The sequence below is a fragment of the Arthrobacter sp. NyZ413 genome, from assembly GCF_049390645.1.
Lineage (GTDB): Bacteria > Actinomycetota > Actinomycetes > Actinomycetales > Micrococcaceae > Arthrobacter.
On sequence record NZ_CP155434.1, the window covers coordinates 1,050,205 to 1,073,122 of the forward strand.

Here is a 22,918-nt window from a genome sequence, read left to right on the forward strand (position 1 = left end):
TGCCCCCTACAAATCCTTCCGGCACGGGGCCGAGGCCAGTTTGTAGAGTCCGTTGAGGTCGCCGGCGGCCAGGCCATCGGGGGCGCCGATTTCGGGGTACATGAGCTGGACCGGGTCTTGGACATGGTCCAGGCCCACCACATGTCCTAGCTCGTGTTGAATGACGGCCGAAACATAGTGCGAACCGCCGGGGATGCCGAGGAGCTCGGTGATCTGTGGCGCGTCGAGGTCCAGGCTGCCTGTGACGTAGCTCTTCGGACCCGTGGTGAAGCTGTACATCGTGCTGCCGCCGGTGCCGATGACGGACCCGGCCAAGGCCGGAGCTGCCTCGGGCGTGGTCCAGGAAATCAGGAGCGGCGCCCACCGGTCTCCGTAGAGGTCCGGTTGGTAGGGATCTCGCTTTTCCGAAGGATTCTCCTCAGTGGTGCCGTCATCGATGAACGAGAGGCCTGTGGCTGCGGCGATCTTCGCGATTGCGTCGGAGATGAGGCCTTCGGAGCCGGCGGGAGCCTGGGCCGCGTTGACCACGTAGTGCAGGGGACGGCACGGCGAGTAACCGACTGGCGTGCCGTCATCGTTGGTTGCCAGGAACTTGTAGGAATCGCTGGCGACGGCCGGTTTGGCGGGGGTGCCCAAGGGGTGGTCCGCTTCCTCGTACCCGGGCGGCGGCGTGTCCGGAGCCCGGGCTGCTTTCGGCGCGGCTTGCCCCGACGCGTGCCCGGGAGCGGCCGTAGCCGGACCATGTGTTGGAGGGGCAAACCCCGGAACCAAGGAGGTGATTGCCGGGTCCCCACGGAGGAACCCGCTGACGAGCACCGCCACCGTGGCTACGATTCCCACAACCAACAAATTCCGGACCACGGCGGCAACCGTTCCGGTGCGCGGCGGCGGCAGGCCGCCGTCGAACCCGTTATTCGAGTGCACTACTTCCCCCCAAAGTCCCTGATCCCCGTGCCGAAGCACAGAGAGGCGCCCCTATCCGATCACGGCCCCGAAAACGAGACCCAGCCCGTAGGTAGCGGCCGCGGCGCCGAGGCCGATCGCGAGCTGCCGGAGGCCGCGGGTAAGCGGTGACGTTCCGGACAACAGGCCGACGACGGCGCCCGTGGACAGGAGAGCGATGCCCACCAGCGTACCGGCTACAGCGAGCGCGGCGAAGCCGGTCATGCCGAAAATGAACGGCAGGATGGGCACGATGGCGCCCGAAGCGAAGAAGCAGAAGCTGGACAATGCGGCGCCCCAAGCCGAGCCCACGGCCTCATGTTCGTCCACCGTTTCCTCTTCTTCCGGGTGGAGGGAGAGGCTGGGATCGCAATCGCAGCTGAAGAGGCCCATGCGTTCCGCGGCGCGGTGCTCGGCCGCTTCGTGGGACATGCCACGGGCCAAGTAGACCAGGACGAGTTCGTTGTGCTCGAGGTCCAGCGACGGTGCCGCGGTGAGCGTGGCCTGCGTGGGACGCGTGGCGCGGAGGAGTTCGAGTTGGGAGCGGACGGACACGTATTCGCCCGCACCCATGGACAGCGCGCCGGCGAGGAGGCCAGCGATGCCGCTGAACAAGACCACCGCGGCAGGAACTCCGGTGGCCGCCATGCCCATCACGAGCGAAAGGTTGCTGACCAGGCCGTCGTTCGCGCCGAATACGGCTGCGCGGAAGGTGCCGGAGAGCCTGTTGCGGCCCCGGGTCGCGAGGGCGCGGACTACCTCTTCGTGGATCTGTTCGTCAGCGGCCATCGCGCGGGTGGCCGCGGGGTCCTTGGCATAGGGGGAGCGGCTTTCGGCACGCTGGGCAAGGGCGAGGACGAACACCGAACCGAAATTCCGGGCGAGGAAGCCGAGCATCCGGCTGCGTCCCGAAGCTGCTCGTGGCATCCCGGCGTGTTCGCCAAGGAGCTTGAGCCAGTGGGCTTCGTGGCGGCCTTCGGCGTCTGCGAGGGCCAGGAGGATTTGCCGTTCTTCACCGTCGCGGCGCTGTGCCAGTTGGCGGTAGACGGCGGCTTCGGCGCGTTCGTCGGCGAGGTACTGCCGCCAGCGCTTGATGTCCGACGACGAAGGGGAAGTCTGGGGGGCCGGTGCCTCTTCTGCGGGACTTGGCAAAGGTTCTGCGGGACTCGCCAAAGGATCTGCGGGACCCGCGGCCTCTTGGGCGGGAGGGGTTGGATGTGAGGATTTTGCGTGCGGGTGCACCGGTACTCCTGGGTTGCTGGGGCGGGCTTCATCGCCTCATTGCATGTCCACTTTACCGCCAAATTCCGCGGATTTCCGGCTGGCAAACCTCACTGGACAGTTTAGGCGCACCGTAAAAACGGGCTCCTTCGGGGAAGCCTTGACCACCGGAATAGGCAGTGCTGGGATGGTTGGACAGGGTCCACGAAGAAGCTTAAGCAGGCTTGCTCGTGACAGACCAGCGCCACGTCGAACGGAGGTTGCACCATGGACAGCACCGGCGCCCACGCCCCCCACCCCGACCGGCCCACGGTCGAGGCCGATCCCGCCTACGACTACAGCGAAGACCTGGAAGTCGACGAGGATTGGGACGAACAATCCGAGGTCCTCGACGACGACGAACGCACCGTTCCGCTCGACGAGGCGGAGGAGCATCGCGAGGCTGACGAGGCCGAGTAACCCGCGCGGCTAGAACGCGCTCAGGATGAAATGCCGCTCCACGCCGTTGCGGTGCCCGGCCGCCGCGACCGTGAGGGTGAGTTTGCGCGTGGCCGGGAACCAGCGAACCGGTCGGACGGAACACGACAGTATTTGCGTGATGAGCCGCGGTTCGTGATGCCAGTAGCGCTCCAGGCGCCCGTCCACCAGGAACGTGATGGTGCCTAGTGCAAGGTCGACGCCGGGAACCACCCGCACGCTTTCCTCGCACCTGTGGCTCGGGGGAGGCGCGGACGGACCCGCCTGAACGCCAGGCGCACCCGCCTCTGTGTGGTGCCCGCCTACGGTTATGGATTGCAAAGGCATTGCCTGCTCCTCGCGGAGGTGCTCTTGCCCGTCCGGTTGTCTCTGGTCCGGGGCCGGGCCGCTTCCCATCCGAACCACCCGTGAACATGGGGTTGGCGTGTGGCAAGTCGGAGCTTGGCGCCACATCTCTTGAAGCTGCCTCTACTGTAGGCGCAGCTCGCCGCCAAAGGGCTAAAAGTTTCCCATATTAAGCACGACGTCGGTGCCGCGCCTTCCGGCTGGAAGGTGCGGCGCCGACGTCGTAATCGATGCGGTGACGGTCAGTGCGTGGCGACCGGGTGGGCATCCAAGGGGAGTTCCTCGGTGACCGCTCCGGCGACGCGGCGGTCCCAGGCTTCGCGGACCTCCGGGTCGGTGGGCCGTGTGAGGAGCGAGAGCACGATGTAGACGAGCAGCGATGCGCCAAGGCCGTAGTAGATCGGCTCGTTGGCGTAGACGCCGTCTTCGCTCGGGATGGCGCCTGTGGCGTAGGCGATGAGCAAGGCCAGGGTGAGCACCGAGCCGACGGCCATGGACCATGCGGCGGCGATGCCCGTGCCGCGCTTCCAGACCAAACCGCCGAGGATCGCGACGAGGAGTCCGCCTACCAGGATGTCGTAGGCGATGGTCAACGCCACCACGACGTCTTGCGCCGCCATGGAGATGAGTACCGCGAGAACGCCCAGTCCAAGGACCCAGTAGCGGTTTGCCTTGACGTCGTGCTCGGGGTTGGTGGAGTCGTCCGTGGTGATCGTCTTGCCGAACCAGCTGGCGACGAAGGGCACGACGTCGGCGCGCGCCACCGTTGCCGCGGCGATGAGGGCTCCCGAAGCGGTGGACATCATGGCGGCGACTGCTGCCGCCATGACCAGGCCGCCGATGCCGATCGGCAGGATGTGGGTTGCGACTTCGGCGTACACGACGTCCTTGCCGAGCGACTTGACGTCGATGTTGGGCAGGGCCACCCGGGCGGCCAGACCGATCAGTGCGCCGGCGATGCCGTAGAGGATGCAGTAGAGCCCGGCGGTGGTGCCGCCCCAGCGGGCGACCTTCGGGGTCTTGGCCGTGAAGACGCGCTGCCAGATGTCCTGGCCGATCAGCAGGCCCAAGGTGTAGACCACGAAATACGTAATGATGGTCTGCAGCCCGATGCCGTCAAGTTGGAAGAAGCTGGCATCGACGCGTGCGCGGATGCCGTCGAAGCCGCCTGCCGCGTTGAGCGCGAAGGGAAGCATCAGGAAGAAGATGCCCACGGTCTTGATGATGAACTGCACCTGGTCGGCCAGGGTGATGGACCACATGCCGCCGATGGTCGAGTACACGAGGACGATCGCACCGCCGACGGCGATGGCGAGCCAGCGCTCCCAGCCGAAGAGTACAACGAAGATCGTGGCGTAAGCGCCGGTGGACGTGGCGCACAGCATGAGAGTGTAGGCGAGCATCACGATGCCGGAAGTCTGCGTGGCGCGCTGACCGTAACGCAGGCTCAGCATCTGGGAGACCGTGTAGATCTTCAGCCGCTGGATGGTGCCGGCGAAGAGCAGGCTCAAGAGGAGCACGCCCGAACCGATCGCGACAACCAGCCACATGCCGGAGATGCCGAACTTGTAGCCGAGACCGACGCCGCCCACCGTGGACGCGCCGCCAAGGACCACTGCCGCCATGGTGCCCGTGTAGAGCATCGGGCCAAGGCGGCGACCGGCCACGAGGAAGTCGCTGTTGTTCTTGGTGCGCGATTTGCCCCACCAGCCAAAGGCCAGCATGGCGAGCAAATACACCACCACGATCGCGATATTGATGAAGTCCACGGTTGGCTCCTGAGGGTTTGGCAGAGTCGGTTGGGGAGGACGACGGCGGCCCGCGCTTTGCGCTTTCGACTCGCCGATTCTCTGCTCTGGTGAGTTGGGGAGCGGTTTGTGATGAATGCCTCACAAACAACACTTGTTGCCTATTAGAATACGTAGTGATGCGAGTAACAGTCAAGATGCGACTACTATTGCTGAAATGACAGGGCCGCCGGAACGGCCTGAAAGGTTCGTGAATGAAGGCTCTCCCCGTTGAACCAAGCAACGCCCCCGTTGCCATCGGTTCCCGAATCCGCGCCGCCCGCCAAGCGCAGCGTCTCACCATCGAACAGGTCGCCGACGCCACCGGCCTGACCAAGGGTTTCCTGAGCCGCGTGGAACGCGACCTCACGTCGCCGTCGGTCGCGTCCCTTGTGACGTTGTGCCAGGTGCTCTCAGTCTCGATCGGCGAGCTTTTCGCGGCGCCGGAAACCCACCTGACCCGCCGCGACGACGGTCCACGGATTTCGCTGGGCGGCCAGGGGATCGTGGAGCGTCTCCTGACTGCCCGGTCCGAACGGCGCGTGCAAGTCCTGCAAGCGTCCATCGAGCCGAGGGGGCGCGGGGAATCCGAGCTCTACGCGGTTGACTGCGACGTCGACGTATTGCACGTGGTCAAAGGCCGCATCCGGCTGATCCTTACCAACGACGAGTACGAGCTCGAACAAGGGGACACCTTGTCCTTCCCAGGACGCGAGCCGCATACCTGGGTCAACCCGACGGATGAGCCGGTCGAGGTGCTCTGGATCCTGGTGCCCGCAGCGAGCCGCTGAGCTTGTAGTCGGCCCCGCAACACGCCGTGTAACACGCCCGAAACTCTGCCGACTTGAGAAATTAACGACGACGCCCCTCGCGTTACATGCTGGAAATGATCTGTGCCACATGTGGAAACAGGGCTTCTGTAGCTTCGAGCTTGGGTTACTCGTCAAGGTCGGTACACCTCCTGGTACCAAGACCTGTTCGTTTTAAAAATGGTCTCGCCGTGCGGGCGCCATGGAGCGCCGAACATGCAGGAAGGCTCCCAAAATGGACACAGCGTTTTTCAGCGTCGGGCTGGACATCAACCCCCAGACGCTCGATCCCGGATCTACCGCCTGGATGCTGGCCGCTTCCGCCCTGGTTCTGCTGATGACGCCAGGTCTGGCATTCTTCTACGGCGGACTGGTCCGGATGAAATCCGTCCTCAACATCATGATGATGAGCTTTGGCGCTATGGGCGTCGTCGCGGTGGTCTGGGCCCTCTGGGGCTACGGACTCGCCTTCGGTCCGGACACGATGGGCGGCTTCATCGGAAACCCCTTCGCGAACTTCGGATTGACCGGGCTGGCCAGCGCCATCGGTGGCAAAGCGCCGGGCCTGCCGGACATGGTCTTCATCGGGTTCCAAGCCACCTTCGCCATTATTACCGTGGCCCTCATCAGCGGAGCCGTCGCGGAACGCGTCAGGTTCGGTCCCTGGCTCTTGTTCGCCGGGCTCTGGGTCACCATTGTCTACGCCCCGATCGCCCACTGGGTCTGGGGCGGTGGCCTCTTCGGCTCTACGGGGATCATCGGCAGCAAGATCTCGGCCCTCGACTTCGCCGGCGGCACGGTGGTCCACATGAACGCGGGCATGGCCGGGCTGATGCTCGCAGTGGTCCTGGGCAAGAGGCTTGGCTTCATGAAGGACCCGAACATCAAACCCCACAACCTTCCGTTCGTGATGCTCGGCGCAGGCCTGCTGTGGTTTGGGTGGTTCGGCTTCAACGCAGGTTCCGAACTCGCCGCTGACGGGATCGCCGCGCTCGCGTGGACGAACACCCTCCTGGCGACGAGTGCCGCGCTGATGGGCTGGCTCCTGGTCGAAAGGCTCCGCGACGGCCACGCGACCTCGCTCGGTGCCGCATCCGGCGCCGTCGCCGGCTTGGTGGCAATCACTCCGGCCTGCGGTTTCGTGGATCCCGTGGGCGCGATCGCCATCGGAGTGCTCGCCGGAGTTGTCTGCGCGCTCGCGATCGGCTTGAAGTTCCGGATCGGCCTGGACGACTCGCTCGACGTCGTTGCCGTCCACTTTGTGGGCGGTCTCTGGGGCACCTTGTCGCTCGGCTTCTTCGCCGTTCCATCCGTCAAGACGGCGGGCGGCTTGCTGTACGGCGGCGGCCTGTCCCAATTCTGGCCGCAACTGTTGACTGCCCTGATAGTCACGGTGTGGACTGCAATCATGACAACGCTGATCGGCTTGGCAATCCACAAGACAATGGGGATGCGCGTCAAGGAACACGAAGAGATCGCCGGCATCGATATTGCCGAGCACGCTGAAACGGCCTACGAACTTGCCATGGTGGGTGGTAGTTTCCACCCGGGTGAACAAAACGGCAAGCCGGCCGCGTTTGCTGACAGGATCGAAGAGACGGAGCTCAGCAGCAGCAAGGCCGCCACGTGAAACTGATTACCGCGGTCATCCGTCCAGAAAAACTCGACGAGGTCCTCGACGCCTTGGAGCAGTGCGGCGTCAACGGCCTCACGGTCAGCCAGGCAAACGGATATGGGCAGCAGCGCGGACACGTAGAGGTGTATCGCGGCGCCGAGTACAACTCGGACCTGTTCGCCAAGATCCGGATCGAGGTCCTGGCCGTCGACGATCTCGTGGACGGGATAGTGGATGCCATTCTGGCGAGCGCGAGTACCGGGCAGTTCGGTGACGGCAAGATCTGGACCGTCGATGTATCCCAGACGGTGCGCGTCCGGACCGGAGAGCGCGGGGCGGCAGCCATCAGCTAGCCCCCGGAATGCACATGGCGGTGCCGCATCCCTTGCGATGCGGCACCGCCATTGGCGTGTTTGGCAACCAGCCCACGTGGACCCCTAGCCCACGTGGACCCCTAGCCCACGTGGATCCCTAGCCCACGTGGATCCCTAGCCTACGTGGACCCAGGGCCTGCGGGTGATGTCCGGTTCGGCTTCGCGCAGGACCTCGCGGGTGACGGGCGCGATCTCACCCTCGCCGAAGAAGAGGAACTTGCTCAAGTTGGCGATCGGATTGCCTTCGGTCCACCGGAAGTAGATGTGCGGCATGAGCCCTGTCACGTCGCGGATGTGGAGGAGGACCGCGGCCAAGGTGTTGGGAACGTTGTTGCTGTGGATTTCCAGGATCTTGAAGCCATGCCGGAGCTTGCCTTCCACCAGGAGTTCCTGTTCGAAGTCCGAGCTGTCGTCCACGATGATCTCGATGAAGAGCGCATTGCTGTCTTTAGGCAAGTGGTTGGCCTGCTGGGCGTGCTGCAGCTTCAACTGGTACCGGTCGGCGCTGAGGCGTTTGGGCTCGTGGGCGATGATCCTGATGGGCCCGCGCTCGTTGGCGGCCGTGAACTCGAGGGCGGCCTGGTCCATCTTGATGTGCGTAGCGCGCAGCTCGAACGAGCGGCGGACGCGCGACGCGAAGCTGACCAGGACAATGCCCACGATGAACAAGGCGGCGATCCGGATGCCGTCCGGGCGCTCCACGACGTTGGCCACGGTGGTGTAGGCGAACACGACGGCGACAATGCCGAACGCGAATTTCTTCGCTTTCTGCTTCATCCTCCGCGCCGACAAGGTCACGGCGATGGACGCCGATGTCATGAGCACCAGTACGCCGGTGGCGTAGGCACCGCCCTGGGCGTCAACGTCAGCCTTGAAGATGAGGGTGATGACGAAACCGATAGCGGTGAACACGAGGACAAGCGGCCGGACGGCCCTGGTCCAGGCCGGAGCCATGCCGAAGCGCGGCAGGTAGCGGGGCACCAGGTTCAACAAGCCCGCCATCGCGGAGGCGCCGGCGAACCACAGGATGGCGATGGTGCTGACGTCGTAGACCGTGCCGAATCCGTCGCCGAGGTATTGGTGCGCCAGGAAGGCGAGGGCGCGGCCGCTGGCTTTTCCGCCGGGCTGGAACTCGGCCGCCGGGATCAGGAACGTGGTGATGAAGCTCGAGGCGACGAGGAAGGCACTCATGATGAGTGCCGCCGTCGTGAGCAGTTTGTGCGTGCCGCGGATGCGGCCGGTGGGCTGTTCGTCAGTGTCGCTCGGGCTGCCCTTGATTTGCGGCATCACCGCGACGCCGGTTTCGAAACCTGAGAGGCCGAGCGCGAGCTTGGGGAACACGAGAAGGGCGATGCCCACCATGACCAGGGGGTTGCCGTTTTGCTGGTTGAGCGCGGCCCACCAGTCGGTCACCACGTGGGCTTCGGTCACCACATGCATGAGGCCAACCCCGACGACCACCGCGTTGAGCGCCAGATACACGCCAACCAGGACAACGGCCACGTTGATCGCTTCCTTGAAGCCGCGCAGGAACACGATGCCAAGGGCGGAGATCAGGGCCAGCGTGATGGCGATTTCCTGGCCGTGCAACCAGTCTGGAGCGAACGGGTTTTCGACTGCGTGGGCGCTGGCGTCAGCGGCGGACAAGGTCATGGTGATCATGAAGTCCGTGGCCGCGAAGCCGAGCAACGCGAGGACGAACAGCTTGCCGCCCCAGCGGGGGAGGAGGCGTTCGAGCATCGCGATGGAGCCTTCGCCCCGCGGACTTTCCGATGCGACCCTGCGGTACACGGGCAGGGCGCCCATGAGGGTCACGCCCACCAGGACCATCGTGGCGAGGGGAGAAACCATTCCGGCCGCGAGGGCGGCGATCGCCGGCTGGTAGCCGAGCGTGGAGAAGTAGTCGACGCCGGTGAGGCACATGACCTTCCACCAGGACTGCGGGGTGTGGCCTTCATCGGGTTTTCCGTGCGGGCCTTGGCGCTTGCCCGCGGGTTCGGGCATGCCGTCGAGCAACCAGCGTTTGAACTGGCCGCGTGGTTTGCGCCGGACGGTGGGGTCGGCCGGCGGCCGGGTCAGGGTTGTCACAGGGGTCCTTTCGCGCAGCGCTTGCTGCTCCAGAGGGGAGCGTACGAGCGCCTTCGCCGCGCAAATCCGGGTTTTTATGGAATCTTTACGCCGCCTGTGGCGCCCATCACCTTGCCGCATTTTTATTTCGGGCTTTACCTGTGAGGCGAATCACGTAGCATATAGAACGTCCTATGTCGGATGTGACCACAAACGAAAGGTCTCTACATGAATCACGCAGTGCTTGCCCGCAAGGTCAGGAAACGAACCAAGGGGAGGGGAGCCCGGTTTCCGCTGGCACTCTCCGCCGCGGCGGTTCTTGTGGCGTCATCGGTGATGCCCGCCTACGCGTTGGATCCGTTCCCGGTGACCAACGTCCCCACGAATCCGCCCGGAAGCTACGCCGAGAAAGTTCTCGCATCCAATGGCGACAACGCGATCGATCCCGTCCTGGGGAAGTACTACCGGATTGTGGCGCTCGCGGACTTGGGTGACGGCGTCGTCGTCGCGTCCTACGACGGCAGGCCCGACGGCGGTGACTCGCCGTCGCCGAACTCGATCGTCCAGCGCCGCAGCTCCGACGGCGGCAAAACCTGGGGGAACCCCACGTTCATCGCGCGAGGCCAAATGGGTTCGGCCGGCGTGCAGAAGTACGGCTTCAGCGATCCGAGCTACGTGGTGGACAAGGTCACCGGGACGGTGTTCAACTTCCACGTCTATTCCAAGAACCAAGGGTTCGGCGGAAGCATCCTTGGCAACGACGATTCCGATCCGAACGTCATCAGCGCGGAAGTGTCGGTGTCCACCGACCGCGGGCTCACATGGTCCACGGACCCGGCGAACCAGCCGGCGCTGCCCGTTCCCTCCGGGTATCCGGGTGAATCCGCGTATTCCGGCTTCGCCGGACCGCTCATCACCAACACCGTGAAGCCGAACGGGAGCACCGTCAACGGCGTCGCCAACGTGGGCGGCGTCGTCAGCATGTTCGCCTCGTCCGGCGAGGGCATCCAGCTCAAGTACGGCCCGCACGCCGGCAGGCTCATACAACAGTTCGCCGGAACCATCGTGCAGCCGGACGGCAGCCGCCAGATCCAGGCTTACAGCGTCTACTCCGACGACCACGGCAAATCGTGGACCATGGGCACTCCCACCGGAACGGGCATGGACGAGAACAAGGTGGTGGAACTTTCGGACGGGCGGATCATGCTCAACTCCCGGGATAGCTCCGGCGCCAACCCGCACTACCGGAAGGTCGCCTACTCAAGCGACGGCGGCGCCACCTACAGCACGCCCGTGATCGAAACCCAGCTTCCCGACCCCCGGAACAATGGATCCATCACACGCATGTATCCGGACGCACCCAAGGGATCGGCCGGCGCCAAGAAACTCCTGTTCTCGAACTCGCCGACTCCCACCGCCGGCGGCGCGCGCGTCGATGGCACCATCCGCTACTCGGCCGACGACGGCAAGACCTGGGGCTCATCGCGCATCTTCAAACCGGGAAGCATGTCCTACTCGACGCTGACCCCGCTCGCTGACGGCACCTTCGGCGTCCTCTACGAAGGCGACAACAACACCATCACCTTCGGCAAGTTCGACAAAGCGTGGCTCAGCCCGATTGCCGCAACCATCACTCCCGCGAGCGCCACCGTGGCCAATGGCGGTTCGACCAAACTCAGCGTGACGGTCGCCAATGGCGACAGCGTGCCGCTTCCGGCGTCCACCGTGGGCCTGGACGCCTTGCAGGACTGGACGTCGACGACGGCGGACCTGCCCGCCCTCGATCCCGGCGCCTCGGTGACGGTGCAGCTCACGGTCGGATCGCCGTCGTACGCCAAAGCGGGCGCCGTGCCGTTGACGGCCCGACTGACGGCGGGGCCGGCAACGGTTTCCGCTCCGGTGTCCATGACGGTCACGGGCGGATCGGCGGAGAACGTGGTGGGAGCCTACATTTTCGGTGCCCGCAACGATGCCGGACGGGACCTCGCAAGCCAGCCGTACACCGCGGGAAGCTTGGTTCCCTACAAGTTCCGTGTGTACAGCACGGGCAACGTGGTTGAGTCGGTAGTGCCGCAGTCGGGCAACTTCCAACCGTTCCTGCCGCCGGGGGCCGGCAATTGCCGCTTCAGCTCCCTCGGCGTCTGGGGCAACTTCCTGTGCGGAACTCCGCAACACACCGTCAGCGCGGATGAAATGGCCCAAGGGTTCTTCGTCCCCAGCACCGTTTGGCAAGTCACGGGTACCGGGGCTAGCACCCGGAACTACACCGTGACTGGCGACGAAGTGGACCTGCTGGTCCGGAATCCGCGGCTGGACGGCTCCGCAGCGCCCGTTTTCAATGATCTCGACGGCGACGGTTTCGCCGGTCCGGGTGACACCGTCACCTTCACCTACACGGTGGCGAACGCAGGGAACGTGGCGTTGACGAACGTATCGGCTCCGGCCATCGGGTTGTCCCGGCAGTCGCTGGCTGTTGGAGAATCGGTGAGCGTCAGCTCCACCTACACACTGACCGACGCCGACATCGCGGCCAAGCAGCTCCCGGCGTCGAGCATTGCCACTAGCGCCAGCAACGGCTCCAAGGTAGCTACGCTCGACCTCGTGCGGGCGGCCGTTCCGCTGAAGGTCAAGCCGGCCATGCCGGGCTCCGCGCCTGCCATAGCGCCCCAGGACTTGATCGGCCAGAATCCGCCGATCGACCTGGGCCTTGGCTCATCGCAGGGCGGTTCATCGCAAGCGGTCAAGCATCGCGCAGGCGAAAGCGTAACCATCCACAACGTCGAGTACGGCCAGTGGTACTACGTCTATTTGAACAAGCGCAGCTACCGTCTGGGCTGGTTCTTCCCCACGCGGCAGAACACCATCTCCTTCGTGCTGCCGGACGATGTGAAGAACGGAATGGACAGCTTGGTGGTCTTGGATTCGGACGGCAAGCAGGTCTCCTTCGGCGACTTCCAGGTGACCCCGTTCGGGAACAAGTAGCGAGCCCATGAAACCGGGCCGGATGCGGACGCATCCGGCCCGGTTTCTGCTTCCTGTGTGAGGACCGTGATCTTGTAAACATGTGATGCATATAAGGCAACTTTGAGTGTATGATTGGTGTCACAGTGGTCAATCCCCTCACCGATTCACTTAAGGAGTGGCACATTTTGGAAGAGCTTCGTATTGAGGCCAACGGCAACCTTGGTCCCATTGATTCGGCCCGAATTCCGCGTTACGCCGGTGCTGCCACGTACGCCCGCCTGCCCCGCCTGGACCAGGTGTCCAAGGCCGACGTCACCGTTGTCGGCGTGCCCTTCGACTCCGGTGTTTCCTACCGCCCGGGTGCCCGCTTCGGTGCCAACCATGTTCGCGAAGCCAGCCGCTTGCTCCGCCCGTACAACCCGGCCTGGGATGTCAGCCCCTTCGAAAACATCCAGGTAGCCGATGCCGGGGATATGGCAGTGAACCCGTTCAACATCAACGAGGCAATCGAGACCATCCAGCAGAACGCGCTGGACCTGACGGCCAACGGGAGCAAGCTTGTGACCCTTGGCGGCGACCACACCATCGCCTTGCCGTTGCTCCGTGCTGCCGCTGAACGTGCGGGCGAACCCGTCGCGATGCTGCACTTCGACGCCCACCTCGACACCTGGGACACCTACTTCGGTGCCGAATACACCCACGGCACTCCCTTCCGCCGCGCCGTCGAGGAAGGCATCCTGGACACCGAAGCGATCAGCCACGTCGGCACCCGCGGTCCGTTGTACGGGAAGAAAGACCTCGACGACGACCACCGCTTCGGCTTCGGCATTGTCACCTCGGCGGATGTCTACTACCAGGGCGTCCTCGAGACCGTGGCCAAGATCCGCGACCGCATCGGCAACCGGCCGCTCTACATCTCCGTGGACATCGACGTCCTCGATCCCGCCCACGCACCGGGCACCGGCACTCCGGAAGCCGGCGGCATCACCAGCCGCGAACTCCTCGAAATCATCCGCGGCTTCCGTGGCATGAACCTCGTCGGCGCGGACATCGTCGAGGTCGCCCCCGCCTATGACCATGCCGAAATCACGGGCGTCGCCGGCAGCCACGTTGCCTACGAGCTCGTCACGCTCATGGCGGACAACGCCGTCGAAGGCGACCGCGTCGGCGCGCCGAACGGCTACGCGGCCCAGGCCCTCGGCCAGGAAGCCCGCCAGCCGGCCGGTTTTGCCGCCAACTCTGCGGGAGTGCGTCCGTGATCGACTTCGATCCTGGCACCGCAGCCCCCACTCGCGGCACGGATCAGCGCAACGGCGGGGACCTCGTCGTCGAGACCCTTGAGGCGCTCGGCGCGAAGACGGTTTTCGGCATTCCCGGCCAGCACGCGTTGGGTTTGTTTGACGCGATGGGCCGCGGGAACCTGCATTTCGTTTCGTCGCGGGTGGAGAACAACTCGGCTTTTGCTGCCGACGGGTACTCGCGCGCCACTGGCGAGGTCGGGGTGTTGTTCCTGTCTACCGGGCCGGGGGCGTTGACGTCGCTGGCCGGGTTGCAGGAGGCGTATGCCTCGGGCGTGCCGATGGTCGTGGTCGCGAGCCAGATCCCGTTGGAGGGCCTCGGCGCGCGCCGCAAGGGCATGCTGCACCAGCTTGATGACCAGAAGGCGTCCGCGGCGAATGTCACCAAGAGCCAGCGGCTGATCCAGCACGCTTCGGGGATCCCCTCGGCTATCCAGGACGCGTGGACCGAAGCCATTTCGTCTCCGCAGGGGCCGGTGTGGATTGAGATCCCGCAGAACGTGCTCCTGGATCCCATCATGGTGCCTCCCGTGGAGGATGCCTTGGCCGAGGCCGCGGACAACCCGCCGCGGGTCGAGCTGATCCGCGAGGCGGTGAAATGGCTTACGACGGCGGAGCGTCCGGCGATCATCGCCGGTGGCGGTACGCGCCGTGGCCGGGCTGAAAAGTCCCTGCTCTCGATCGCCGAGACGCTGCGTGCGCCGGTGATCTGCACGCCCGGCGGGAACGGCGCGTTCCCGTGGAACCATGAGTTGTCCTTGCAGTCCTGGATCGAAGACCGGTACATGACCGACGTCCTCGAAGACGCCGATGTGCTGATCGTCGTCGGCTCCTCCTTGGGTGAAGTGACCTCCAACTACTTCACGTTCGAACCGCGCGGACGCATCATCCAGATCGACGCCGAACCGCGGGTGTTGGAATCCAACCGGCCTGGACTGGGCATCCGCGCCGACGCCGGGCAGGCCCTCGCGGCCCTGGACTCGGCGTTGACGGCGGCTTTCGACGCGTCGCAGGACGTTTCCGGGCGTACCGTTCCCAACTGGCACGGGACCTCGCCCGAGGACCTGGTCAAGGAATCCCTCGCGAAGGTCAAAGCCCGCCTGGAATCGCAGGACCTGGGCAAGGAACTGAAGTTCATGGCCGATATCCGCGAAGCCGTTCCCGCAGGGATGCAGACCTTTTGGGACATGACCATCTCCGCGTACTGGGGATGGAGCTGCTGGGACTCCCGCGAGGGCCAGTTCCACTCCGCCCAGGGCGCCGGCGGCCTCGGCTACGGCTTCCCGGCAGCGATCGGCGGTGCCGTGGGCCTGGAAACCACTGGCCAGCCCTCGCGGGTGCTCGCTGTCTCCGGCGATGGTTCCTCGATGTACTCCATCTCGGAACTGGCTACTGCAAAGCAGCACAACATCCCGGTGACCTGGCTGATCGTGGACGACGGCGGCTACGGCATCCTGCGTGAATACATGGTGGGCGCTTTCGGCAAGGCCACGGCCACCGAACTCGCCCGCCCGGACTTTGTCAAGCTCGCCGAAGCCTTCGGCGTCCCGGCACGCCGGGTCTCGCCGGACGAAGTGGGGGACGCGCTCAAGGAAAGCTTCGCCGCGGACGGCCCCAACGTCGTCGTGGTTGAAACCCTCCTGAAAATGTTCGGCCCCACCCACCTCGGCGACTAGCAACACCACATAACCAACCAGCGCGAGCTGGCAGCACATTCGTTCGAAACTCCGGTTTCGCACGTACCGGCTGCCGGTTCGCGCTTGGCGTTTAACGCACCTCACACTTGATTAGTTTCCCAAAGCAATCATTTTGGAGTATAGTTGCTTTAGGCAAACAAAAGTGAGGTGTTTTCCATGGCGGTCGCGTCGAGCACAGCAACCGAGCTCGTCCACCAGATTTTCGATCTCCAGCGGGTCCTCCGATGCATCGTGACCACGAGCTTGGCAAAGGATCCCGAGGTCGGATTCGCGCTGCAAGGCGTCATGCGCTTTATCGGCGAGGGGGAGTCCCGCGCCACGAAGCTGGCGACGCGGTTAGGCGTCAGCCCTCCGGTCCTGAGCCGGCACATCGCCGAACTCGAAGAGCTCGGCTTTGTTGTCCGGCGCCCCGACCCCGCGGACGGCCGGGCCCAACTCGTCGCACTGTCCGAAAAGGGCATGGCGAAGGTCCGGGATTTCGAAGAGCAGCGCAGCCTCAACTTGCGGAGCTACCTCGAAGAATGGAGCGAAGACGACGCCCTGGAAGCGGGCGAGGTCCTCGCGAAATTGACCGCATCACTCAACCACTCAGTCCGGGCAACGGCGGCCGGCTCCCATCACTCGAACCACGAAGCTTAGGAGCAGCACCTATGGCAACCCGAACCCTTGAAGGCACCACGGCGGTGGCGGCACCCAACGCGCCCATGTCGCATCGACAAATCATGGAGGCCCTGACCGGGCTCCTCGCGGCATTCTTCACGGCAATCCTGAGCAGCACGATCGTTGCCAACGCCCTGCCGACCATCATGTCCGACCTCCACGGAACGCAGACCGACTTCGCCTGGGTCATTACCGCCGCGCTGCTCGCCAACGCGGCCACCACGCCCATCTGGGGCAAGCTGGCAGACCTCTTCGACAAGAAGCTCCTGGTCCAGCTGAGCATCGTGGTCTTCGTCGCAGGCTCGGTCATGGCCGGCTTCTCCCAGAGCATTCCCTTCCTCCTGACCGCCCGCGTCATCCAGGGCATTGCGCTCGGTGGCCTCACTGCCTTGGCCCAGGCCATCATCGGCACCATGATTCCGCCGCGTGACCGTGGCAAGTACTCGGGATACATGGGCGCCGTCATGGCAGTTGGCACCGCGGGCGGACCGCTCCTCGGCGGCTTCATCGTGGACAGCCCCCTCGGCTGGCGCTGGACGTTCTTCGTCTGCGTGCCGCTCGCCGTCGTCGCGCTCATCCTGCTCCAGGCGACCCTCAAGATCCAGCACGTCAAGCGTCCCGCCAAGATCGACTGGCTCGGCTCCGTGCTCCTGACATCCGGCGTCAGCCTGCTGCTCATCTGGGTGTCCTTCGCCGGCAACCCGGATTACTACGACTGGATTTCCTGGCAGACCGCCGTCATGGTCGGCGGCGGCGTGCTGTTGCTCGCCCTCCTGGTGCTGGTCGAATCCAAGGTCGCCCAGCCGATCATTCCGCTGAAGATCATCTCCGAGCGCACCACCGCCCTCGCGATCCTCGCCTCGGTGGCAGTCGGCATCGCGATGTTCAGCTCGTCCACCTTCCTCGGCCAGTACTTCCAGGTGGCCCGTGGAGCCACCCCTACAGAGGCCGGCCTGCTGACCCTGCCGATGATCGCAGGCAACCTGACGGGCTCCGTGGTTTCGGGACAGCTCATCAGCCGCTTCGGCAAATGGAAGAGGTACCTCCTCGCTGGCACCGTGCTGTTGGCCGGTGGCCTCGCATTCACGGGCACCATCGACCACACCACTGAACTCTGGATCACCTGCACCTACACCGCGATCTTCGGCCTGGGCCTTGGCTTGCTCATGCAGAACCTCGTGCTGGCCGTGCAGAACACTGTCCAGGCTAAGGACATCGGCACCGCGAGCGCATCCGTGGCGTTCTTCCGCTCCTTCGGCGGCGCGATCGGCGTTGCCGTGCTTGGTGCGGTGATGTCGAACCACGTCACGGAACTTGCCACCCAGGGCCTGGCCGCGGCACACATCCCGGTGAAGGGCGGATCCAGCGACGCGAGCATGGACCTGACCGATCTCCCCGCTCCCATCCGGGACATCATGCGTGCCGCATACGGCGACGCCACCGCCCAGATCTTCATGATCTCGGCAGTCATTGCCCTGGTCGCTTTCCTCGCGGTGCTCTTCATCAAGGAAGTGCCGCTGCGGAAGACCGTGGATGCTTCGCCTGAGCGGGAACTGCTGGCAAACGCCTCCGCCGAGGCAGCCATGTCCCTGGACACCGCCACCATGCCTGTCATCAGTTCTGGTGAAACCACCGAACCAGTCGACGACGGCGGCACGAGCCTGGGTGCCAAGCGTGCGCTTGCGGCGGCCGCCAAGGAACACGACGACCTCGATCTCGAGTTCGCACGGATCCTGACGCAGGAACGGCCCGATCCCACAGCCGGTTTTCGGGATGTCCAGGAACAGTTGGCCCGGACCCAGCGTCTGCTCGCCGAACAGCAATTGCAGCTGAGCCGCTCGCAGCGTGAGCTTCAAGCGCGCATCCAGGAACAGCAAACCATCGCCGTGGAGCAGTCCCGGACAGCCGCGGAACTGGCTGCGTTGCACAAGGAACTCAAGCGGGAACGCCGGCGCCAGGAACGGGCGGCCCTCATGCTCATCGCAGGGGAAGCGCCAAACGCTGCTGGAGCCGGCAACCACTCCAGGGAAGCTGGGCGGCACGCGGGCTAGCCTCCGTTGGCTTTTACGTGAGTTAGCCGCGGATTTGCGGGCGGGTCGGGATCATCCCGGCCCGCCCGCACTGCTGCGTGGAGGCTATGCACGGGACAAAATACGCCGCTCGGATGATATTTGGCTATCAATATTCTGTTGGGGCGGGGGATTTCGTACAGTTGAGGGGCTAATACTGTCAGCGCCTCCTGCTATCTGTATTACTCGTTGGTTCTCACTCAAACTCGCACTCTAAACTCGCACTCTAACTAAGGATCCGTGGGCATGCTTGTCACCCTGATACGGCGCTATTCCAAGCCGTATTTGCCACAGATACTGGCTGTCATCATCTTCCAGTTGGCATCTACCATCGCAACCCTCTACCTTCCCAGCCTTAACGCCAAGATCATTGACGAGGGTGTCTCCCGGGGCGACACCAACTACATCTGGCAGACCGGTGCCCTGATGCTCGCGGTCGCGTTCGGCCAGGTCGTGGCCGCCATCGCCGGGGTGTACTTCGGCTCCCGTGTGGCCATGGCCATGGGCCGCGACCTCCGCCGGGACGTCTTCCGCAAGGTAAGCAGCTTCTCGGCCAAGGACGTCAACAGCTTCGGCGCTCCCACCTTGATTACCCGCGGCACCAACGATGTCCAGCAAGTGCAGATGCTCATGCTGATGGGCCTGAACTTCATGGTGTCCACCCCCATCATGTGTGTCGGCGGCATCATCATGGCCCTCCGCGAGGACCTCAGCCTGTCGTGGCTCGTGTGGGTATCCGTTCCGCTCCTTGTGGCCGTGGTCGGCTACCTCGTGGTCAGGCTGATGCCGCTCTTCCGCTCCATGCAGAAGAAGATCGACGCCATCAACGGCGTGCTGCGCGAGCAGATCATCGGTATCCGCGTGGTCCGTGCCTTCGTGCGCGAACCGTACGAGGCCAAGCGGTTCGGCGGCGCCAACCGGGACCTCACCGAAGTTTCGGTCAAGATCGGCAACCTGTTCGTCCTGATGTTCCCCGCCATCGGCATGATCCTGCACCTCTCCACGGCCGCGGTGCTGTGGTTCGGTGGCCAGAGGGTCGACGCCGGCAACATGCAGGTGGGTTCCTTGACGGCCTTCCTCCAGTACCTCCTGCAGATCCTCATGGCCGTCATGATGGGCACATTCATGGCCATGATGATCCCGCGCGCCTCCGTGTGCGCGGACCGCATTGGCGAGGTCCTCGACGTCGAACCTTCCATCCACGATCCGAAGGCGCCCGTTGCGCCCGCGGAAAAGAAGGGCCGCGTGGAATTCCGCGATGTCACCTTCAAATACCCGGGCGCTGAAGCTCCCGTCTTGAGCAACATTTCCTTCTCTGCGGAACCGGGGCAAACCCTCGCGATCATCGGTTCCACGGGTGCGGGCAAGACCACCCTTGTGTCGCTCCTGCCGCGGCTTTACGACGTCGCATCCGGTGAAGTACTGCTCGACGGCGTTCCGGTCACCAGCCTGGACCGCGACGAAATCACCAGCCGGGTGGCCACCGTTCCCCAGAAGCCGTATTTGTTCTCGGGAACCATCGAACACAACCTCCGCTTCGGCAAGACCGGCGCCACGGACGAGGAGCTCTGGGACGCGTTGGAAACGGCCCAAGCCAAGGACTTCGTGATGGAAAAAGCTTCCGGCCTGAACCGGCGGGTCGCGCAGGGTGGCACCAACGTCTCCGGTGGCCAGAGGCAGCGCCTCTGCATCGCCCGGGCTTTGGTGACCCGGCCCAAGGTCTACTTGTTCGACGATTCCTTCTCCGCCTTGGACGTTGCAACCGATGCCCGGCTTCGGCGGGCCCTGAAGGAAAAGACCCGCGATGCCACGGTCATTATCGTGGCCCAGCGTGTCTCGACCATCGCGGACGCGGACCAGATCCTTGTCCTGGACAACGGCAGGATCGTCGATCGCGGCACACATGAAGAACTCCTCGAAACGTCACCGACGTACCAGGAGATCGTGGAGTCCCAGCTGACCGCGGAGGAAGTGGCATGAGCGAGCAGAATCAGCAAAAGCGTGGTTGGGCGGCGAAGGCCGAAGCAGCCAAGGCGGCCCGGGCGGCCAAAGAATCGGCGGATGCGAAGGACTCGGAAGCCGCAGTCGCCGTTGCCGTGGCGGACGATGACGACGTCGAAGACGTCGAATACACGCCCGGCGAAGCCGATGGCGGCATGTTCGGCAACCTGCCCGCGAAGAAGGCCAAGGCCTTCGGACCGTCAGCCAAGCGGCTCCTGGGCCTGCTGAAGCCCGAAGCCGCGGCCGTGATTGTCGTGATCGGCCTCGTGGTGGTTTCGGTGGTCCTGAACGTCATCGCGCCGAAAATCCTCGGTAGCGCCATGGACGTCATCTTCGGCGGCGTGATGGGCAAGCAACTCCCGCCCGGCGTCAGCCAGGCAGCCTTCGCCGAGAGCCTTCGCCAAGCGGGACAGAACAACTTCGCGGACATGGTGTCCAAGATGGAACTCACCAACGGGATCAACTTCTCCAAGCTGACGTTCCTGATCTCGATCGTCCTCTTGATGTACTTCGTGGCCAACATCTTCCTGTGGGCCCAGGGCTACATCCTGAACCGGATCGTCATGAAGGTCATCAACCGGCTCCGTAACGATGTCCAGACGAAGCTCAACCGCTTGCCGTTGAACTACTTCGACACCCGCCAGCGCGGGGACATCCTTTCCCGCGTGACCAATGACGTCGACAACGTCCAGCAAGGGCTGCAGCAGGCGTTCGCCCAGCTTGTGAGCTCCGTACTGACTGTCCTGGGCATCACCGTCATGATGTTCATCGTGTCTTGGCAACTTGCCCTGATCGCATTGGTCGCGCTGCCCCTCTCCGGCGTCCTCGCAGGTGTCATCGGAGCGCGCAGCCAAAAGCTCTTCGCGGCACAGTGGAAGAACACCGGAACGCTCAATGGCCAGATCGAAGAATCGTTCTCCGGCCACGAACTGGTGAAAGTCTTTGGTCGCGACGCGGACATGCTGGAGCGCTTCGACGAACGCAACGAGGCACTCTACAAGGCGTCCTTTGGAGCCCAGTTCGTTTCCGGCATCATCTTCCCGGCCATGAACTTCGTGTCCTACCTCAGCTATGTAGGCATCGCGGTTGTCGGCGGTTTGCGCGTGGCTTCGGGTTCCATGAGCCTGGGCGATGCCACCGCATTCATCCAGTACTCGCGTGAATTCACGCAGCCCCTGGGCCAGATCGCCGGCATGGCCAACATGCTGCAGTCCGGTGTCGCTTCGGCTGAACGTGTATTCGAGTTCCTGGACGCTGACGAGGAACTGCCCGAGACCGCTGCCAAGCACTTGCCGCCGCGTACGGACGGACACGTTGAATTCGAGAACGTTTCCTTCAGCTACGTCGCGGACAAGCCGCTCATCGAGAACCTGTCCCTAAGCGCCGAGCCGGGCCACACAGTAGCCATCGTGGGCCCGACGGGCGCCGGAAAGACCACCCTGGTGAACCTGGTGATGCGCTTCTACGAACTCAACTCGGGCCGCATCACCTTGGACGGGGTGGACATCAAGGAACTGAGCCGCTCCGAGCTCCGCTCGAAAGTGGGCATGGTGCTCCAGGACGCTTGGTTGTTCGGCGGCACGATCTACGACAACATCAAGTACGGCAACCTCGACGCCACCGAGGAGCAGATCATGGAGGCTGCCAAGGCCACCTATGTGGACCGCTTCGTCCGCGCATTGCCCGATGGGTACCAGACGATCATCGACGAAGAAGGCAACAACGTCAGTGCGGGTGAAAAGCAGCTCATCACCATTGCCCGGGCGTTCGTTTCCGACCCCTCGCTGTTGATCCTGGACGAGGCCACGAGCTCCGTGGACACCCGTACTGAGCTGTTGCTGCAGAAAGCGATGGCTGCCCTGCGCACGGACCGCACGAGCTTCGTCATCGCCCACCGCCTGTCCACCATCCGCGACGCCGACACCATCCTCGTGATGGAAAACGGCAGCATCGTGGAGCAGGGCAACCACAACGAACTGCTTGCATTGCAAGGCGCGTACTACCGCCTGTACATGTCCCAGTTCGCTGGTGAGGACGCAGAAGAGGTCGCTGTGGACGATTCGACGGCGGTGCACAGCTGAGCGCGCACCACGTCGGGCCGATTTCCGTCCAGGTCCCCATGCGTTGGGGCGACATGGACGCGTACGGGCACATCAACAACGTCCAGATCGTCCGCATGCTGGAGGAAGCCCGTATTGCCGCTTTCGGTCCGCCGAGCGGGGCGGGCCTCCCCGGAGTCGAGCCTCCGGTGTCCATCTTCAACGATGTTGGAGAGGGCGTCATGACCTTGGTGGTTGAGCATAAGGTCAGGTACGTCCGCACCTTGGAATACCGCAACATCCCGGCAACGGTGGAAATCTGGGTGGGGGCCGTCAAGGGGGCAAGTTTCGACCTCCACTACGTCATCAAAGATCCGGTCACCGGCCAGGACTGCGTCAAAGCCAGCACCCACCTGGCCTTCGTGGACCAAGATGGCCGGGTCCGCCGGCTCACCCCGGAGCAAAAGGAACAACTGGCTCCCTACCAAGCGTGATCCGAGTTTGTGTACAGGTAATGCCCTCTAGAACCCCTCTTAAGGGCGTCACCTGTACA

Annotated in this window: 17 protein-coding genes and 1 riboswitch; of the genes, 12 read left to right on the plus strand and 5 right to left on the minus strand. The window is 64.2% G+C overall.

The window, feature by feature from the left end:
• Positions 1 to 6: 6 nt before the first annotated feature.
• Positions 7 to 924 carry a matrixin family metalloprotease gene (locus ABCW42_RS05060; RefSeq protein ID WP_423183824.1) on the minus strand — a complete coding sequence of 306 codons (918 nt, stop codon included), beginning with the start codon at positions 922 to 924 and terminating at the stop codon, positions 7 to 9.
• Positions 925 to 975: 51 nt separating this feature from the next.
• On the minus strand, positions 976 to 2,094 hold the full coding sequence (locus tag ABCW42_RS05065; protein ID WP_423183825.1) for a VIT1/CCC1 transporter family protein: 1,119 nt from the start codon (positions 2,092 to 2,094) through the stop codon (positions 976 to 978).
• Positions 2,095 to 2,430: 336 nt separating this feature from the next.
• Between ABCW42_RS05065 and ABCW42_RS05070 the strand changes: the two genes are divergently transcribed.
• Positions 2,431 to 2,622 (plus strand): hypothetical protein, encoded by a 192-nt coding sequence (locus ABCW42_RS05070; protein ID WP_133204583.1) that lies wholly within the window; start codon positions 2,431 to 2,433, stop codon positions 2,620 to 2,622.
• Between the two features lie 9 nt (positions 2,623 to 2,631).
• Here ABCW42_RS05070 and ABCW42_RS05075 read toward each other — a convergent pair whose 3' ends face one another.
• Together ABCW42_RS05075 and ABCW42_RS05080 are read right to left on the minus strand one after the other, a co-directional pair.
• Positions 2,632 to 2,967, minus strand: coding sequence for a hypothetical protein (locus ABCW42_RS05075; protein ID WP_423183826.1), 336 nt, complete (start codon positions 2,965 to 2,967; stop codon positions 2,632 to 2,634).
• Positions 2,968 to 2,982: 15 nt separating this feature from the next.
• Positions 2,983 to 3,102, minus strand: a riboswitch (SAM riboswitch).
• 125 nt (positions 3,103 to 3,227) lie between these two features.
• Positions 3,228 to 4,709 carry a sodium:solute symporter gene (locus ABCW42_RS05080; RefSeq protein WP_423184806.1) on the minus strand — a complete coding sequence of 494 codons (1,482 nt, stop codon included), beginning with the start codon at positions 4,707 to 4,709 and terminating at the stop codon, positions 3,228 to 3,230.
• 278 nt (positions 4,710 to 4,987) lie between these two features.
• On the opposite strand from ABCW42_RS05080, the gene ABCW42_RS05085 reads away from it, so the two are divergent.
• The 3 genes from ABCW42_RS05085 to ABCW42_RS05095 all read left to right on the plus strand — a co-directional run bounded on the left by ABCW42_RS05085 (position 4,988) and on the right by ABCW42_RS05095 (position 7,549).
• Positions 4,988 to 5,563: a helix-turn-helix domain-containing protein gene (locus ABCW42_RS05085; protein WP_423183827.1), complete on the plus strand. Its 576-nt coding sequence runs from the start codon at positions 4,988 to 4,990 to the stop codon at positions 5,561 to 5,563.
• Between the two features lie 253 nt (positions 5,564 to 5,816).
• On the plus strand, positions 5,817 to 7,211 hold the full coding sequence (locus tag ABCW42_RS05090) for an ammonium transporter (RefSeq protein ID WP_423183828.1): 1,395 nt from the start codon (positions 5,817 to 5,819) through the stop codon (positions 7,209 to 7,211).
• A complete protein-coding gene (locus ABCW42_RS05095) occupies positions 7,208 to 7,549 on the plus strand; it encodes a P-II family nitrogen regulator (RefSeq protein ID WP_133204578.1) in 342 nt (113 codons plus the stop codon). Before ABCW42_RS05090 ends, ABCW42_RS05095 begins: the two co-directional genes overlap by 4 nt.
• 135 nt (positions 7,550 to 7,684) lie before the next feature.
• On the opposite strand, the gene ABCW42_RS05100 is transcribed toward ABCW42_RS05095, so the two are convergent.
• Positions 7,685 to 9,658, minus strand: a complete 1,974-nt coding sequence (locus ABCW42_RS05100; protein ID WP_423183829.1) for an APC family permease — start codon at positions 9,656 to 9,658, stop codon at positions 7,685 to 7,687.
• 207 nt (positions 9,659 to 9,865) lie between these two features.
• On the opposite strand from ABCW42_RS05100, the gene ABCW42_RS05105 reads away from it, so the two are divergent.
• From ABCW42_RS05105 to ABCW42_RS05140, 8 genes are all read left to right on the plus strand, one after another.
• Positions 9,866 to 12,619, plus strand: coding sequence for an exo-alpha-sialidase (locus ABCW42_RS05105; protein WP_423183830.1), 2,754 nt, complete (start codon positions 9,866 to 9,868; stop codon positions 12,617 to 12,619).
• Positions 12,620 to 12,786: 167 nt separating this feature from the next.
• The gene (gene speB, locus ABCW42_RS05110; protein WP_423184807.1) at positions 12,787 to 13,860 is read left to right on the plus strand and encodes an agmatinase; all 1,074 of its coding nucleotides are present in this window, start codon (positions 12,787 to 12,789) and stop codon (positions 13,858 to 13,860) included.
• Complete coding sequence (locus ABCW42_RS05115) at positions 13,857 to 15,575, plus strand: thiamine pyrophosphate-binding protein (RefSeq protein ID WP_423183831.1); 1,719 nt, start codon at positions 13,857 to 13,859, stop codon at positions 15,573 to 15,575. The genes speB and ABCW42_RS05115 overlap by 4 nt, the downstream gene beginning before the upstream one ends.
• Before the next feature lie 177 nt (positions 15,576 to 15,752).
• Positions 15,753 to 16,235 carry a MarR family winged helix-turn-helix transcriptional regulator gene (locus tag ABCW42_RS05120; protein ID WP_423183832.1) on the plus strand — a complete coding sequence of 161 codons (483 nt, stop codon included), beginning with the start codon at positions 15,753 to 15,755 and terminating at the stop codon, positions 16,233 to 16,235.
• Positions 16,236 to 16,246: 11 nt separating this feature from the next.
• On the plus strand, positions 16,247 to 18,307 hold the full coding sequence (locus ABCW42_RS05125) for an MFS transporter (protein WP_423183833.1): 2,061 nt from the start codon (positions 16,247 to 16,249) through the stop codon (positions 18,305 to 18,307).
• A gap of 264 nt (positions 18,308 to 18,571) precedes the next feature.
• Positions 18,572 to 20,305, plus strand: coding sequence for an ABC transporter ATP-binding protein (locus ABCW42_RS05130; protein WP_423183834.1), 1,734 nt, complete (start codon positions 18,572 to 18,574; stop codon positions 20,303 to 20,305).
• A complete protein-coding gene (locus ABCW42_RS05135; protein ID WP_423183835.1) occupies positions 20,302 to 22,407 on the plus strand; it encodes an ABC transporter ATP-binding protein in 2,106 nt (701 codons plus the stop codon). Before ABCW42_RS05130 ends, ABCW42_RS05135 begins: the two co-directional genes overlap by 4 nt.
• Before the next feature lie 38 nt (positions 22,408 to 22,445).
• Positions 22,446 to 22,859, plus strand: coding sequence for an acyl-CoA thioesterase (locus ABCW42_RS05140; protein ID WP_423183836.1), 414 nt, complete (start codon positions 22,446 to 22,448; stop codon positions 22,857 to 22,859).
• Positions 22,860 to 22,918: the final 59 nt, after the last annotated feature.

What these genes read in the sequence shown, in the direction of transcription:
- ABCW42_RS05130 (WP_423183834.1), top strand. Translation starts at nt 18,572, where the DNA reads ATGCTTGTCACCCTGATACGGCGCTATTCCAAGCCGTATTTGCCACAG.
- ABCW42_RS05075 (WP_423183826.1), bottom strand. Translation starts at nt 2,967, where the DNA reads ATGCCTTTGCAATCCATAACCGTAGGCGGGCACCACACAGAGGCGGGT.
- ABCW42_RS05140 (WP_423183836.1), top strand. Translation starts at nt 22,446, where the DNA reads ATGCGTTGGGGCGACATGGACGCGTACGGGCACATCAACAACGTCCAG.
- ABCW42_RS05070 (WP_133204583.1), top strand. Translation starts at nt 2,431, where the DNA reads ATGGACAGCACCGGCGCCCACGCCCCCCACCCCGACCGGCCCACGGTC.
- ABCW42_RS05090 (WP_423183828.1), top strand. Translation starts at nt 5,817, where the DNA reads ATGGACACAGCGTTTTTCAGCGTCGGGCTGGACATCAACCCCCAGACG.
- ABCW42_RS05085 (WP_423183827.1), top strand. Translation starts at nt 4,988, where the DNA reads ATGAAGGCTCTCCCCGTTGAACCAAGCAACGCCCCCGTTGCCATCGGT.
- ABCW42_RS05080 (WP_423184806.1), bottom strand. Translation starts at nt 4,709, where the DNA reads ATGCTGGCCTTTGGCTGGTGGGGCAAATCGCGCACCAAGAACAACAGC.
- ABCW42_RS05135 (WP_423183835.1), top strand. Translation starts at nt 20,302, where the DNA reads ATGAGCGAGCAGAATCAGCAAAAGCGTGGTTGGGCGGCGAAGGCCGAA.
- ABCW42_RS05125 (WP_423183833.1), top strand. Translation starts at nt 16,247, where the DNA reads ATGGCAACCCGAACCCTTGAAGGCACCACGGCGGTGGCGGCACCCAAC.
- ABCW42_RS05120 (WP_423183832.1), top strand. Translation starts at nt 15,753, where the DNA reads ATGGCGGTCGCGTCGAGCACAGCAACCGAGCTCGTCCACCAGATTTTC.
- ABCW42_RS05105 (WP_423183830.1), top strand. Translation starts at nt 9,866, where the DNA reads ATGAATCACGCAGTGCTTGCCCGCAAGGTCAGGAAACGAACCAAGGGG.